General features: G+C 40.7%; 14 protein-coding genes. 10 read left to right on the plus strand and 4 right to left on the minus strand.

The window, feature by feature from the left end:
- The first annotated feature begins 7 nt into the window (after positions 1–7).
- Genes AB3N61_RS17550 through AB3N61_RS17565 form a run of 4 tightly spaced genes read left to right on the plus strand, consistent with a single transcriptional unit; the run spans position 8 to position 4230 of the window.
- On the plus strand, positions 8–814 hold the full coding sequence (locus AB3N61_RS17550) for an SDR family oxidoreductase (RefSeq protein WP_367899307.1): 807 nt from the start codon (positions 8–10) through the stop codon (positions 812–814).
- A 1-nt stretch (position 815) separates the two neighbouring features.
- Positions 816–1436, plus strand: a complete 621-nt coding sequence (locus AB3N61_RS17555; RefSeq protein ID WP_367899308.1) for a trimeric intracellular cation channel family protein — start codon at positions 816–818, stop codon at positions 1434–1436.
- A gap of 46 nt (positions 1437–1482) precedes the next feature.
- Positions 1483–2772, plus strand: coding sequence for an alanine racemase (locus AB3N61_RS17560; protein ID WP_020770115.1), 1290 nt, complete (start codon positions 1483–1485; stop codon positions 2770–2772).
- 45 nt (positions 2773–2817) lie between these two features.
- A complete protein-coding gene (locus AB3N61_RS17565; protein WP_367899309.1) occupies positions 2818–4230 on the plus strand; it encodes an MFS transporter in 1413 nt (470 codons plus the stop codon).
- Between the two features lie 3 nt (positions 4231–4233).
- Here the strand turns inward: AB3N61_RS17565 and AB3N61_RS17570 are convergent, their stop codons facing one another.
- The 4 genes from AB3N61_RS17570 to AB3N61_RS17585 form a co-directional block, all read right to left on the minus strand.
- Positions 4234–5127, minus strand: a complete 894-nt coding sequence (locus AB3N61_RS17570; RefSeq protein ID WP_020769958.1) for a tyrosine-type recombinase/integrase — start codon at positions 5125–5127, stop codon at positions 4234–4236.
- Positions 5128–5452: 325 nt separating this feature from the next.
- Entirely contained in the window at positions 5453–5992 is a 540-nt protein-coding gene (locus AB3N61_RS17575; RefSeq protein ID WP_020769922.1) for a shikimate kinase, read from the minus strand.
- The gene (locus AB3N61_RS17580; protein ID WP_020770049.1) at positions 5989–6840 is read right to left on the minus strand and encodes an HDOD domain-containing protein; all 852 of its coding nucleotides are present in this window, start codon (positions 6838–6840) and stop codon (positions 5989–5991) included. The genes AB3N61_RS17575 and AB3N61_RS17580 overlap by 4 nt, the downstream gene beginning before the upstream one ends.
- 4 nt (positions 6841–6844) lie before the next feature.
- The gene (locus AB3N61_RS17585; RefSeq protein WP_367899310.1) at positions 6845–7351 is read right to left on the minus strand and encodes a chemotaxis protein CheD; all 507 of its coding nucleotides are present in this window, start codon (positions 7349–7351) and stop codon (positions 6845–6847) included.
- A gap of 212 nt (positions 7352–7563) precedes the next feature.
- Between AB3N61_RS17585 and AB3N61_RS17590 the strand changes: the two genes are divergently transcribed.
- The 6 genes from AB3N61_RS17590 (at position 7564) to AB3N61_RS17615 (ending at position 14847) form a co-directional block, all read left to right on the plus strand.
- Positions 7564–8760, plus strand: coding sequence for a TraB/GumN family protein (locus tag AB3N61_RS17590; RefSeq protein ID WP_367899311.1), 1197 nt, complete (start codon positions 7564–7566; stop codon positions 8758–8760).
- A gap of 23 nt (positions 8761–8783) precedes the next feature.
- Positions 8784–10925, plus strand: coding sequence for a 7TM diverse intracellular signaling domain-containing protein (locus tag AB3N61_RS17595; RefSeq protein WP_367899312.1), 2142 nt, complete (start codon positions 8784–8786; stop codon positions 10923–10925).
- Between the two features lie 13 nt (positions 10926–10938).
- Entirely contained in the window at positions 10939–11484 is a 546-nt protein-coding gene (locus AB3N61_RS17600; RefSeq protein WP_020770125.1) for a CsgG/HfaB family protein, read from the plus strand.
- 111 nt (positions 11485–11595) lie between these two features.
- The gene (locus tag AB3N61_RS17605) at positions 11596–12003 is read left to right on the plus strand and encodes a hypothetical protein (RefSeq protein WP_036089815.1); all 408 of its coding nucleotides are present in this window, start codon (positions 11596–11598) and stop codon (positions 12001–12003) included.
- Positions 11991–13418: a UTP--glucose-1-phosphate uridylyltransferase gene (locus AB3N61_RS17610; protein ID WP_367899313.1), complete on the plus strand. Its 1428-nt coding sequence runs from the start codon at positions 11991–11993 to the stop codon at positions 13416–13418. The genes AB3N61_RS17605 and AB3N61_RS17610 overlap by 13 nt, the downstream gene beginning before the upstream one ends.
- 55 nt (positions 13419–13473) lie before the next feature.
- Positions 13474–14847 (plus strand): EAL domain-containing protein, encoded by a 1374-nt coding sequence (locus tag AB3N61_RS17615; RefSeq protein WP_020770060.1) that lies wholly within the window; start codon positions 13474–13476, stop codon positions 14845–14847.
- Positions 14848–14994 lie beyond the last annotated feature (147 nt).

The raw sequence follows: 14994 nt of genomic DNA on the forward strand, positions 1-14994 counted from the left end.
AATATACATGAATATACTCATCACCGGTGCAAACGGCGGTTTAGGAAAAAATCTTGCGGAGAAGGCCTATTCCTTAGGTCATAATATCCTTATCACAAATCTGAACGAAAAGGCCCTAAAAGATTTCGTGTCTAAACAAAAGTTTGACAAGAACAGGGTTTTAACCGCAAAATTGGATGTGACTTCTCCTTCCGATTGGAAGAAGGTCATGGATCTTGTTTATAAAAAATGGGGAAAACTCGACATTTTAATGAATGTGGCAGGATATCTTCTTCCCGGTTATATAGAAAATGTAAGTCCTAAGGATATAGACAGGCATATCGATATCAACGCCAAAGGCCTGATGTACGGAACTAGGGAAGCTTCTATCCGAATGATCGCACAAGGCGGAGGGCATATTATAAATATTGCATCTTTAGCGGGTGTGGCCCCGATCCCAGGAATATCTCTTTATTCCACTTCTAAGTTTGCAGTCAGAGGGTTCTCCTTAGCGGTAGCCCAAGAATTAAGACCCAAAAAAGTATTCGTCAGTGTTGTATGTCCCGATGCGATCCAAACACCGATGCTTGATCTGCAAAAAGATTATGAAGAAGCTTCTATGACATTTTCCGGAAACAGATATCTCAAAACGGAAGAAGTAACCGATATTATTTTTAATAAAGTAATTCCTAATAAACCTATGGAAGTCTTGATCCCAGGTTCCAGAGGATTTTTGGCGAAGGTCGGAAGTTTTCTACCCGGTTTGAACGCGTTACTCAGTCCTTCTCTCATGAATAAAGGTAAGAAAAAACAAACGGTCTACAAAAAGGGTTAATGTGGACCTTTTTTATTTTTTCAATTTGGCCGGGGTCACCGTATTTGCGGTGTCCGGAGCCTTGGCCGCTGCGGAAAAAAAGACCTACCATGCGGATGCGTTCAGCGTATTTTTCACGGGATTTATCACTGCAATCGGCGGCGGGACACTAAGAGATATTACTTTAGGAAATTATCCTGTTTCTTGGGTTTCCGATTCGAATGTTCTTTGGGCGATATTTGCAGGTTTTGCGATCACGTTCGTATTTCCTAAATTTTTGATCCGGATGAAAACCGGGATTTTCTTTTTCGATACTGTCGGGATCGGGATCTACACGGTGATCGGAACTAGGATCTCTTTACTCAGCGGAGTAAATCCTTTTGCCGCTGCCATCTTGGGAATGATATCCGCAGTGTTCGGAGGAGTAATCCGAGACACTCTTATTAACGAAGTTCCCATGATCTTCCGAAAAGAAATTTATGCGACTGCATGTTTGGCAGGAGCAATCTTATATATCGTATTAGATAGATATGAAGTGAACGGAAGTTTAAACACTACAGTTTCCGCCTTACTTGTGATATTGATCCGAATGATTGCGGTTCGATTTAATCTCTCTCTCCCTAAATTCCGTTTGCCGGATTAGTCTAACATCTTAAAGTCCAACCTGGTTTTTCAAAGGAGGATCTAGGATGTATAGAAAAGGGTCTAATCAAGGACTACTTTGGATATTTGCAGTTATTCTTTTGCTGATCGTTTTTATAAAACCGAAAGACAACGGAGCCGCTTATACTTCTTATTTTAAGGACCTAAACACAGAGCTCAAAGAAAATGGACCCGGAAAACCGATCGTATTACTCGATTTGGATCGTTTGGATTCCAATCTAAAACTTCTGAAAGAAAAAATCAAACCCCCTCTATCTTACAGAATCGTCGTAAAATCTCTCCCTTCTATAGATCTACTTAAGTATATCGTCAATGCCACAGGTTCCAAACGACTGATGGTTTTCCATTCCGGCGATATCATCATGTTATTAAATGATCCTGAATTCCAAAAATTTGATATTCTTTTGGGAAAACCGATGCCGATCGCCGCTTTGGCGGAAATATATTCCAAAACGAAAAAAGAACATTTTCAAAATGTACAATGGCTGGTGGATACTTCCTATCGAGTGGAACAATATTTAGATTTTGCAAAGAAGAAGGATCTAAATTTAAAACTTAGTTTAGAGATCGATATAGGTTTGCATAGAGGGGGATTTGCGAAACCGGAAGATTCTTTTGCAGCGTTAGAGCTCCTCCAAAAAAATCCTAAGAACGTAGAGCTTTCCGGTTATATGGGTTATGAACCTCATGTAGCTTCCGTTCCGGTCATCTTCGAAAATAAGACCTCGGCTATGGAAAAGTCCCTTAAAAATTCCTTAGAGATATATTCCGATTTTATAAAATTAGGAAAAGAAAAGTTCCCGGCTTTGTACCGAAAAGAATTGGTATTTAATGGGGGAGGGAGTAAAACCTACCGCTTTTACCAAAAAAATCCTGGAGTAGTCAACGATGTATCCTTAGGTTCCGCTTTGGTAAAACCTACCGATTTCGATGTGGAAAGTTTAGAAGAACATAGCCCTGCCGTGTATATAGCAACTCCGGTTCTGAAAAAGTTAGAAGGAACCAAAATCCCTTTCTTAGAATCTTTGTCTTTTCTATTCCCGATCTGGAATCCGAACCAAGAAGTGACCTACTTCATTTATGGAGGAGCCTTCTCCGCTAAAAAAGAATCTCCTAAAGGACTCGAGGATAATTCCTTATTCGGTTCAAGCACCAACCAAAGTATTTTAACCGGATCCCGGGCGACTTCTTTAGACCCCGACGATCATGTATTTTTTAGGCCTACTCAAAGTGAAAAGGTAATGGCGGAAATGGGAGAGATCCATTTGTTACGTTCCGGTAAATTGATCGGTACTTGGAAAACTTTTATCAATTGAGATAAAAGAACTCTTAGAGTAACGCTAGGAAGAACTCCCTATTTTATGAAAAATCAAACCTTATCACATTCTAGAATGGCAGGTTATGCTTCCGCAGAAGTAGGTATTACCGCGGTGGAAACTATGGCCCAGATCTATCTTCTGGATTTTTATGTTTCCACCGTAGGATTAAAACCTTCTCTTTTCGGTTTGGCAATGCTTATCACAATTTTATGGGATGCGATCAGTGATCCTATTATGGGATATATCTCCGATCGAACCGGTTTTGTAAACGGAAGACGACGTCCTTATATTCTAGTAGGAGGATTTTTACTCGGATTAGGCGCTACCTTTCTTTTCACTCCTCCTGAGTTAGAAACTCAAGGTCTTAAGTTTTTGTATTTGGTAATCGTTTACTTTTTTACGAATACATTCATGACCATGATCGCAGTCCCTCATATCAGTTTAGGGGGAGAGATGAGTTTTACCCCCGGAGAAAGGAATCAGATCTTCGGTTGGAGATTGTTTTTTGCGAATCTAGGCCTTTTATCCGGATTGCTACTTCCTGCAATTTGGGTCGCTTACGGAAAGAATGGATTTAGTTCCAGAAGTTATTCTTCTGCGACTATCTGGGTCTTATTATGTTTTGTATCTTATTTATCTTATTTTTTCACCAAAGGGAGAGATTTTCCGTACCAAAGAACCGTTACTCATAAAATTTCCATCGCCGAAAATATTCGATCTTTCTTCCGATCGGCGGTCTTTATATTAAAAAATCGATATTTTTTACCTCTTCTTTTGGCGTTTATCGTGGCGACGGCTGCCAGGACTTTAAATTCTTCCTTGGGACTTTTGTATTATAAGGAAAGATTGCTGCTCGAGGACTCTCAGGTGGTGATACGTATCCTTCTTCCTTTTGTATTTTTTCTTACGATCTCAATTCCTCTTTGGGTATACTTAGCAAAAAAATTCGGTAAAAAAAGACCTGCGTTCTGGGGGAGTTTTTTTCTAGGCATTTTGACAATCGTCTTATACCCTATCTTGCCTCAGGGATCTTATGAGGCTCCTTTGATTGCTGCGTTTTTTGGCGGGTTATTTGCAGGGTCCATTCTTCTTTTCGATTCTTTGGTGGCGGATGTAGTCGATTATGACGAACTTCTAACGGGAGAAAAAAGAGAGGGGGCCTATTTCGGATTTTGGAAGATGGCGACGAAGGTCATCAGAGCCCTAGGGTTTGCATTTTTAGGATTTCTCTTGGAAGCGATTGGATACCAAGCAGGAGCGCAAACACAGAACGCCGAATTAGGTTGGAGAATTACGGTCCTATTCGGGCCTGTGGTGGGAGGTCTGTTCGTTTTGGCATCTTTGATCTTTACTAAAATGGGTCTGACTAGCGAAGTACATGCAAAGATCCAGGAACTTTTATCAAGAAAAAAGAATATTCAAAAAAGAAGAAGTTCCGGCGTTCCGGCCGGATAGCTGTCAGTATCTGTATTTCTTCTTAATTTCTTTTAGAGCGTCTTGGATATGTTTTTGTCTCACCTGAGGTCTTAGGTTCTTGCGGATAGGAAGATAACTTTCCGTAGTTGCAAGACTTTTATGACCTAAAAACTCTCTGATATCCTCTAAACTTTTCCCTTCCGCCAATTGGTGGATGGCCCTGCTATGCCTGAGAGTGAATAAGGTAACTTGATTTTTGATCCCGGCGGACTTTGCCAGATCGCCTACTAAACGTTCTACGTTCCTGGAAGTCAAATGTGTACCTTGGTATTTTCCAGGGAATAAATAAGAACTTTTTTCTGTCCCAACTTCCTTTTCGAATTTTTTCAAGATCTTTTGTAATTCTCCGTCCATTACAACCGTTCTGTTTTGAGTAGGGATAGGAGAATCTACTTTGATCGTCTTTTTAGAAAGATCGAATTGCCCCCATTTTAAACGAATAATCTCTCCCACTCGTAAGCCTCCAAAATAGGCTAATGCGCAGAGAAGATGTGATCTAGGAGACTCCGATGCCGTTTCTAAAAGAAGCGTGATCTCTTTTTGGTTTAGGACCTTGGGAGTTTTATACTCTCTCGCAGGTCTTCTGAAATCTTCGAATACGTTCATATCCAGAACTTCTTCAAAAAACATTTTTAAAGAACTGATATTGATCTGAATAGTGGAAGAGGAAACCTTCTTCTTCCTTAAATATTCTATGTACTTTTCGATATCCTTTGTGACTACTTTTTCAGCGGGTTTATCCGCAAACAAAAGAAAGTCTAAATTATATCTTAGGTAAGTGTATTCGGTTGCCTTCTTATAATTTCTTTGCCGAATTACCTTTACTAGTTTCTCGAAGGAAGATTTATTCTTCTTCGGGACCTCCGTTTCTATCATCTCGGACCTCTAGTGCTAACTGTATCATTTTTATATTTTTTGTATCCGGACGTTCTAAGAGTCCAATTCCCCGGGTTGTTGGAATTCCAACAACCCGGGCATTCGTCTTTTAGAAGGATTTTTTTCGTCCCGGCTATAACGAAGATTCTAATTCCATTAGAAAGTCGTAAAGATATTTATAGTCCGCTTCAAAACTAAAGGCTATCGATCCATTTCCAAGCCGCAGGCTTCAAGAGCCTCGACACTTTGGGGACAGGCTCTTATGATTTTGATCGTATCTTATAAATTTGGACGTTTAAGGAAAGGGCAGATCGCCCTTTTTGTACTAAGTCCATCCGGATCTGCGTAGGATTTCTTCGCAAACTTCTTCCGTGCTGCGGTCATCTAAGGCAATCTGGATATCCGAATGAGCTCTATATTGTGGTAGTCTGGATTCTAAAATCGTTTTATAAGATAGAACGGAACTTAAAGGAGGACGGGTAGGATCGTTCTGGATTTTCTCCACTAAGTATTCGGATTTTCGGGATAGAGAGATCACAAATGCGGTTTCTTTTAGAAGATTGGTCTTTCTTTCGCTTACAATCTCTTTGCCGGAATCGTCTTGGTCGAATAAGATCCCACCTCCACAATCCAAGATCAGATTTTGCGATCCTGATACTTGTTTTAGGATCTGGAATTCTAGGTCACGGAAAGGTTTCCAATTTCCGGAATGTGATTTTACGAAATCCGGAATGGATACACCGCCTGTTAGGTAAACAGCTATCATGTCTGTGGAGATGACCGGTTTGCCTGTGAGTTTGGAAAGTTTACGGGAGATTTTGGATTTTCCGACACCTCTAGGGCCGATCAGGGCGATGTTTTTCAAACCGAGATCAACTCTTCGATATGTTTTGCCATCTCCGGTAAAAGAGTGTAGTACATTTGCAGATCTCCCTCTGTAACACCTACGACTTGTAAGGCTTTAGAAGAGAGTGGAATTTTCAAACCGCCTATGTCAATTCCCATTCCACCTAGGATCACGATACAATTCGCGATATGTATAATGGAAACTAGTTCAGGGAACTGTGTCGCCTTTTCAGGTTCAGTATAATATCTAGCTACTTCTATCAATTCCTGAGGGAAGTTCCATTTTTCCAGAAGTTTTGCACCTGTCTCTTGGTGGGTGTATCCGAAAAACTTAGCTTCCAGATCGGTATAGGGTCCTTCATAATTTTGTAATTCCGTTCTGAATTGCATAAGCACAGTTGGAAAAAAATCGGCGAGTATAACTTTCCCTATATTATGAAGAAGCCCGGCGGTAAATACAACGTCCTTATCCACTTTTAGTTTTTTCTGGACTGCGATTCTTTTAGCAAGTTCCGCTACGATCAGAGAATGGAGCCAGTTCGCTTCTCCATCTACTTGGTAACCTTTCAGTTCTTTTTTAAGAATACCTTTGGTCTCGTTCAGTAGAATAATCTCTTTTACAGTTTTGGTCCCAAGTGTCATTAGGGACTCTTGTACCGTTTTTACAGGTTTAGCGGGACGAAAGTATGCGGAATTGGAAAGTTTGATCACTGCAGCGGTAAGTCCGGGATCTTTGGAAATTTCCTTGGCTAGGTCTGCAATGACAACATCCGGATTTCCCACCATTTCCATAACTTTACTTACTACGGAGGAGATCTTAGGGAGCTGGGCCTCGTTTTCAAAAAGTTGATCTATCTTTTCTTTCATTCCGCTACCTGACCTTATAAAGGTACTTTTCGAATCCGCCCTTCTTTAAAAGGATCCTGCCATCATCCAAATAGAGACTGATCGTTCGACCTTCATGGCCTCCGACATCTTCTACTAGTAACGTTATTTTTTCTTTATCTAAAAATTCTTTTGCGACGCTTACGTTTAGATCCCCAATGTTCTGTAGGAAGCTTGAGTTCATTCCTTTGAACATGGAAGCTCCGCCGAATAGACGAGCGAAATATTCGCCCTTATTACAGCCTAACTCAGTCATTCTTTTTAACAATTCCGGAAGAGCGGTTTCGGCGTATTTATGGGGATTTTTGGAGGAATCTTTTCCGGAAGGGTCTTTGGCCAGCATGATATGGGCCATAGCTCCTACCTTTTTCTCCGGAGAGTAAAAAACCACTCCGATACAGGAACCTAATGTGGTGCGGATCACGGAAGGGGATTGGCCTCCTTGGATATCCGCGATCCCGACGTTTATAATTTTTACGTCTTTATTTAGCATACTTTCTATCAGTAATAACCGGGTAGTATTTTAGGATCATCCTAGTTCCTTCAAATCATTTTTCCTAGAAATTTGACGGGGACGGAATCGAATTATGTGACGATTGAACCTTCCAAAAATCCCGTGGGAATTCCCCCTCTTTTCGGAAAAATAGAGTTTCATATCCTCCTTGCGTAAAGGAAACTGTATGTACAGAAAGGAAATCATACCTCTTGCAAACAATCGCCTCCTCAGAACCGATCCGCACCTTGGAATTAAACGGTTCCCAGATCACTATTTTGGGAACAGCCCATATTAGCCAAAAAAGTATAGATGAAGTTTCCAGGATCATCCAAGAAGAAAAACCGGACACCGTCTGCGTGGAACTTTGTGCATCCAGAATGAGGTCCGTTCAGGACCAGGATCACTGGAAAAAATTGGATATTTTCAAAGTATTCAAGGAAAGAAAGATGTGGCTTCTTCTTTCCAGTCTCATTCTTTCTTCTTTCCAGAAAAAACTAGGTTACGGAAATATTCGTCCCGGGGACGAAATGAGAAAAGCGATCGAAGAAGGAAATAAGATCCATGCTAAGATCGTACCGGTAGATCGAGAGATTTCCATCACTCTTAAGAGGGCCTGGTGGAATGTGGGATTCTGGAGTAGAATGATGTTATTTTCCGCTTTGGTGAGCTCTCTTATCGTTAAAGAAGAGGTTTCTCCCGAAAAAATAGAAGAGATGAAATCGGACGATGTTCTCAAGGATCTATTTTCTCAACTTCCTTCCAGATACCACTCCGTCAAAAATGTGATCATAGACGAAAGAGACGCATATTTAGCACAAAGGATCAGACAACAAGCCGCGGTAGGTAAGAAAATTTTTGCGGTAGTCGGCGCCGGACATTTAGAAGGTATCGTAAAACATATCTTAGAAGATAAGGATATCGATCATTTGGATATCCAGCCGACTAAAGGTTTTTGGGACAGAGTCCGTCCTTTATTATTTCCCGCTATTATCATCTCTGCTTTTACTGCGCTCTATTGGTTCGGTGGAAAAGAAGAAGGTCAGGAATTTTTAATAAGATGGATCTTAGTCAAAGGATCGCTTGCTGCAATCGGTGCAATCATTGCACTTGCACATCCGATCTCCATTCTTCTTGCATTTATCGCGGCTCCTATCGGGAACTTCAATCCGATCATCAAACCGGGTTGGGTTGCTGCATTGTCCGAGTCATGGTTTAGAAAACCGTTGGTCGAGGATTTCGAAAGATTGGGAGAAGACACCGAAACTTTCAGCGGATATTGGAAGAATAAGGTGACTCGTATCTTTCTAGTATTTATGCTCCCTCAGATCGGAAGTAGCATAGGGACGTTCATAGTGTCCAAACAGATTTTTGATAAAATACTAAAATTTTTAGGCGCTTTTTTTTAGATCTTACGTACGATTTGTAGCCCATGCGAAAGGAAATCAGGAATCGATCTTTAATCCTATCAAGTTTTCTTTTGGCGATCTTCTTCTCTTTCCCGATTTGGGGAGAAGGTCCGGTCTACGAAAAAAAAGACCGCTTCTACTTGGAAGAGAGGATGGACGGAGTTTCTCTTCTTCCTTATCTTTCCGTTTACCAAGATACAACAGGTAAAAAGTCCTTCAAAGAAGTGTTAAAAATTTTCGACCAAGGTGGGTCGGAAAAGGTCACACAAAATAGTTTAGGATATTCTAAATCTGCGATTTGGGTGCGTCTTAAAACGGAAAACCAGACTAACAAGCCTCTAGATTGGATCTTAGAGATTGATTATGCGCTGTTAGATTACGTGGATCTGTTTGTGGGAAGAGTTTCCGATTCTGCAGTCAATCATTCGGGAGATCTTAGGGAATTCGGCACTCGACCGATCGAACATCGGAATTTCGCCTATCCTTTTTCGGATGAGCCGGGTTCTAAAAGAGAGATCTATTTTCGGATAGCAAGTTCCAGTTCGATTCTACTACCTTTTCTGGCGTTTTCCAAAAATGAATTTATAGAACATAGTTTTACGGAACAACTTGCGCTCGGCTTGTATTACGGCTCTATGATGATCATGGTGGTATACAATCTATTTTTGCTATTTTCCACCAAAGATAAAAGTTATTTATATTACGTTATTTATATATTAACTTATGTACTCTTCCAGTTTACGTTAAACGGTCTTTCTTTCCAATATTTATGGAGAAGTTCCGTTCTATGGGCAAATTACAGCCTACCGTTTTCCATTTTTACAGTGATCTTAACTGCAGGTGCATTTAGCAGATCCTTCTTGAATGCTCCTGAATACACTCCTAAAACTTCTAAACTGTATTATTTACTTTTTGCACTTAGTTTCGGCGGGATGGTTTCCACTTTATTCATTTGGGAATACAGGACTGCGATTATGAGCAGCTTAGTACTAATGTTCTTTACATTAGGATTTTTGATCTCCAACGGGATACAATGTTTAGTCGCAGGAAGAAGAGAGGCGAAATATTTCCTATTTGCTTGGTCTTCTTTCTTATTTTTTAGTTTTCTGTTCGGGTTAAAATCTTTCGGGATTTTACCGAATAACTTTTTCACTTTATGGGGGATACAGGTCGGCTCCGTGATGGAAGTGACACTTTTGTCCTTGGGATTAGCGGATAGGATCAAGGGATTGTCCGATCAACTGAAACAAAGAGTGGAAGAATTGGGAAAGATCCGTAACTATGCGGAAGAGTCTGAAGCAAAATACAGAAGTTTATTCGAAGTCGAAGAGGACTTTTTATTCTCTTTAGACCAAAACTGGAATATTCTAGCCGCAAATAAATCCGTATCTAAACATATAGGATTCAAACCTCAGGAAGTGATCGGCAAAAACTTTATGGAGCTGATCTATAAGGCGGGAGAATTACAGGATGCCTATAAAAAATTGTACGTATTAGAAAAACTAGAAGAACTCGCTTCCGAAGGAAAACCTGTCAGATTTTTAGGGGAATTCCTACAGAAATATTTACGAGAACCGAAAGAGTTACAGGTCCAATTCCAGATCTTGGAATACGAGGGCCAAAGGGAAATTTTAGGAAGAGCCTACGAACCGGACCAAGACTTGATGTCTAGGTACGTGGACGACGAGAAGACTGTTTACTCCGCAAATAATTATCTGCAAAATGCGGAACTCTTAAGTCAAAGAATGACCACAAACTTGTATAGATTCGTGGATCCGGGCACGATTACTGCGATGAGAAATTGCCTGAGAGAAATGATCATAAATGCGATAGAACATGGAAATCTAAACATCAGCTTTGAGGAAAAAACCAGGGCAATGTCGGAAGGAAATTATTTCAGGTTCGTTCAGGAAAGGCAGAAGGACCCTTATTATAAGTCCAAAAAAGTAAAAGTGGAATATTCACTTTCCAGAGATAGGATCGGTGTACGGATCACCGACGAGGGAAAAGGATTTAACCATGCTAGGCTCCAGAAAAGTAGTATGGAAAAATTGAACTCCGAAGGGATCACTCATGGGCGAGGACTCACACTTACTTTAGCCACATTCGATCTGGTGAAATTTAATAGCACCGGAAACCAAGTCACATTAGTTAAATATTTTTAATTTAGGCGGGAAAATGAAAATTCGGATCTTCCTATTGGCATCTATATTCATTTTAGGTTCTTGTGTTTCGTCCGGTGAAGTTAAAAAGAAGGCGAAGGATCCGAATGCGGGAGTGGCAAGTATCGCTTCAGAGCTCAGATACCAATTTTTGACTTCTCTCAAAGCGCAAGGAGGCAAACTTCCGGCAAGGCTTGCTATCTTGCATATAGTAAACGAAGACGGAACCAATTCCCAATTAGGGAAACTCGTCACGGATAGACTCGGAAAAGAATTATTCGATCCTAAAACATTCCTATTATTGGAAAGAGATAGATTAAACCGAGTCATTGGAGAACAGGATTTTCAGGCAAGCGGTCTCGTTCTCAATGATCAAATCGTATCTATCGGGAAACTTTCGGGAGCGGAATATCTTGCCTTAGGGCAGCTTGTTTTTCGTGACCAGGAATTTTTACTGAATATCAGAATTGTCTCCTTGGGTGGCGTGATATGTGCCACTGCGGATATAGTGTTCGATTCGGATAACGAGACCTATTCTAAATATAAGGAATCCGTTAAATAGGTCCGGGGTTCTTCTTATAAAAGTAGCGGAGAATGTTATAGCTAGCGGTCCTTTCTTTTTTAAGTAAATACTTGAAGAATACTTCCTGATTCTTAATCTGTCTGTAAGTTTATGAAAGTTGTCTTTAGTCTCCCGGCACTTTGTATTTTTCTTTTTTCCGTAACCAATTTGTCTTCGGCGGTGCCTAAATATTCCGAGATGGACAAGACACTTCTTGCCGTTTGGAATAGAACATTTCCCGTCCCTTATACGAAAATTTTAAAAAGGGACCTTGCGGGAAAAGGTGTTTTGTATTATAGGAAAAACTCCAAAAAATCTGTGTATATATATTCTTATTCCGTGTTCCTTCCTTTGTATATGGAACAGAACGAGAAGCCGGTAAGAAAAGACGATAGCGGAAGAGAAATAAAATTAAAACTGATTTACGATCCTTCTTCCGAGGAAGAAAAATATACGATTGAATTGGGTGAGTTCGACGAGATGTACGATGCGAAAGGAATTATAAAATGGATCCGATGATTGCAGAATCCGAAAAATTAATTAGGGAAAAAATGTTGAGAGAGGGACTCTCCGAAGAGTTCATTTCCGATTTTATAGCCAAGATCCAAGAAGTCAGAAATGGAGAAACCGGGATCGTAAAATGGGAAGAAGTAGGGGACCTGGACCCGAACAAAGACGAGATCTCCTTAGAGAAGATCGAATCCGAATATTCAGGAGATCCTAAATTTTTAAAAGAATTAGTGGTCATCAAATTGAACGGAGGTCTTGGAACTAGCATGGGGCTTTCCGGACCAAAATCCTTGATAGAGATCAAGGATGGGATGAGTTTCTTGGAAGTTGTCTGCAAACAAATCGAGTACATCCGACAAAAATACAATCTCGAAATCCCTCTGATCCTGATGGATAGTTTCAGCACCCAGAAAGAAAGCCAGGAAGAACTTAAAAAGATCAAATTCTCCCAAAACTATCCGACGAGCTTCTTACAACATAAGGTGCCTAGATTAGTCGTCCCGGAACTGAAACCTTTGGAAATTTCCAAAAATTCGGAAGAATGGTGTCCTCCGGGCCACGGAGATATCTGGTTCACACTATTAGAAACAGGACTATTAGATCGACTTTTAGAAAATGGTTACAGAGTGGCATTCGTTTCTAACGGGGATAATTTAGGCGCAACCGTTCATCCTGGAATACTAGAATACATTCTGAAAGAAAATCTGGATTTCTGTATGGAGATGACTCCTAAAACTCTCGCAGATAAAAAAGGGGGAGCGATTTTCAGAAGGGTAGTCGGCGGAGAAAAAAAGAACTTACAATTATTGGAAACTGCTCAGGTGCCCTCCGATTATATGCATGAGTTCGAGGGTTTGGGAAAATTTAGAACATTCTCCACTAATAATTTATGGATCCGATTGGATGTATTGAAAGAAAAATTACTCGAAGGATCCTTCAAACTATCATTGATCGTGAATCCTAAAAAGGTAGAAGGGAGGGAGGTCCTACAGCTGGAGACTGCGATGGGATCCGCCATCCAAAATTTTTCCAACACAAAGGGTCTTATCATTCCCAGGGACCGTTTTGCTCCCGTGAAAAAATGTGAGGATTATCTAGTCAGACGTTCTGATGCCTATTCTTTAAATCCTGATTACTCAGTTACTATGTCGGAAGAAAGAAAGAAGGCCGGTTTAGGAGAGTTGGTCATCTCCTTGGATGAAACGTATTATAAGAAAGTGAGAGATTTTACCGATCGAATGCAAGCCATTCCTTCTTTAGTGCGCTGCACCTCCTTGAAAGTGGAAGGGGATATTTTGTTTGATAAGAAAGTAATTCTAGAAGGAGATGTTACATTAATAAATTCCGGACCAGGACAAAAAAAATTGTCCGAGCTAGGTGTGGATCGAATCTCGAACGATAGTTTACGTTTCCGCTTTACATAAAACAACAGTCGTTTAAAATCCAGTCCACGGGCTTGCGAGTATGTAAGCCCATCCTATGCCGATTAATGTCGCAAACGAAATGACCGATGCTTATAACTTAAAACTAAGATCCTTCGATATGGGGGATCTGGAACAGTTTAAGACAGTATTCATCAATGAAAATCGAGGAAAGCCAATCTTCCTCCTTAGATTTCAAAATATTTCCACAGTTTCCTTAGTAGAATTCATACAACTGATCCCTCAGAGGATCGCTGACATAGAACCTTCTCATCGTGAGCTATTTCGTTATTATGCCTATGGTGATAAAAAGAATTTACTGATCGGTGTAGCGCCTCTGGATAATTCCGGCCCGATCAGCCTTGCTAATTTTGATGCTGCCATGGGAAGATTCCATGATCATGCAATCCGGACCGGAACTCTTAATTTTGATTTCGGGATCGGAAGAACCCAATGTAATTTTATTTCCTATGTGGAAGAGATCTTTAGAGAATTGGAGACTTCTTCTCAAAAAAATCTGAAGGATAATCTGGTTCGTTGGAGTTGGACTTATCTGAATCGTGTAAACGATTATTTCGCAAGCGAACGTGCGGACGCAGTCATCCAGCCGATCATCCATTATAACCATAGGGACCATACGTTCTCTATGAAAGGTGGAGAAGTTTTCGTCGGCGGAGAGGCATACGCAGGTTATGCGGATCTGATCCGAGACATTCCTCATGACCAGGATTTAAACAGGATAGAACTTCTGATCTTAGAAAAGTTGATCATGTCTTGTAACGGTTCTCCTGGGCTTCTAAAATTTAATATTTCTCCACAGACCCTAATCGATACCTTTGACACGGACGAGAAGGTTACTCGCTTTCATGAATTACTTCTGAAACAAAACCTGAATCCGCAAAATGTGCGTATGGAGCTGATCGAAAAACCATACGAGGAAGGAGAGGCGACTCTCAAATCCGTTTGTAGAAGGTTCTGGAATTTCGGGATCAGTTTTGCCGCTGACGACTTCGGAGTAAAAAGCCAAAGTCACCAGGTGGTTTTGGATCTGGGAGAGATGATCAAAGAGTTCAAACTGGATCCGATCAGTTTCAAGTTCAAAGCCGATCAGGATTTGACCAAGTTCCTGGACAACCTTGCATTCATAGATTATTGCAGAAGACTTTCCGACAACAGAGAAGCGATCATCACTGCGGAAGCATTAGAAGATATCGATTCCTTGAACTTCCTGATTACCCACCAAGTGTATTATTTCCAAGCTAATTTATTCTGCAAAAAGATCTGGATCCAAGATTACCAGGAACGTTTTAAGGAAATGCAAAAACTTCCTGAAAACGCAGTCACTAAGATACTGAGTTCTCCCGAACTCACTCAAAGATTGAAAGAAGTCGGTAATATTTTCGTCTTAGCGAAAGAAGTAGACCTGTTTTAATTGTTGGAACTCCAACGGGGAATGAGGGTGCCCCACCCTTTTTTGGGTGGGGGCTGGTCGGTGGTACCAAAATAAACTTTCGATCAAATGAAGCATGTTGATTCGATTTAAGACCTCGTTTGACCTCGATTGTCTCGGTCACCGACT

It is taken from the genome of Leptospira sp. WS58.C1 (assembly GCF_040833995.1).
Lineage (GTDB): Bacteria > Spirochaetota > Leptospiria > Leptospirales > Leptospiraceae > Leptospira_B > Leptospira_B cinconiae.

Excerpts from the sequence above, each read along its gene's own strand:
- AB3N61_RS17600 (WP_020770125.1), top strand. The coding sequence starts at position 10,939 with ATGAAAATTCGGATCTTCCTATTGGCATCTATATTCATTTTAGGTTCT.
- AB3N61_RS17605 (WP_036089815.1), top strand. The coding sequence starts at position 11,596 with ATGAAAGTTGTCTTTAGTCTCCCGGCACTTTGTATTTTTCTTTTTTCC.
- AB3N61_RS17610 (WP_367899313.1), top strand. The coding sequence starts at position 11,991 with ATGGATCCGATGATTGCAGAATCCGAAAAATTAATTAGGGAAAAAATG.
- AB3N61_RS17550 (WP_367899307.1), top strand. The coding sequence starts at position 8 with ATGAATATACTCATCACCGGTGCAAACGGCGGTTTAGGAAAAAATCTT.
- AB3N61_RS17565 (WP_367899309.1), top strand. The coding sequence starts at position 2,818 with ATGAAAAATCAAACCTTATCACATTCTAGAATGGCAGGTTATGCTTCC.
- AB3N61_RS17560 (WP_020770115.1), top strand. The coding sequence starts at position 1,483 with ATGTATAGAAAAGGGTCTAATCAAGGACTACTTTGGATATTTGCAGTT.
- AB3N61_RS17595 (WP_367899312.1), top strand. The coding sequence starts at position 8,784 with ATGCGAAAGGAAATCAGGAATCGATCTTTAATCCTATCAAGTTTTCTT.
- AB3N61_RS17580 (WP_020770049.1), bottom strand. The coding sequence starts at position 6,840 with ATGAAAGAAAAGATAGATCAACTTTTTGAAAACGAGGCCCAGCTCCCT.
- AB3N61_RS17615 (WP_020770060.1), top strand. The coding sequence starts at position 13,474 with ATGCCGATTAATGTCGCAAACGAAATGACCGATGCTTATAACTTAAAA.
- AB3N61_RS17585 (WP_367899310.1), bottom strand. The coding sequence starts at position 7,351 with ATGCTAAATAAAGACGTAAAAATTATAAACGTCGGGATCGCGGATATC.
- AB3N61_RS17570 (WP_020769958.1), bottom strand. The coding sequence starts at position 5,127 with ATGATAGAAACGGAGGTCCCGAAGAAGAATAAATCTTCCTTCGAGAAA.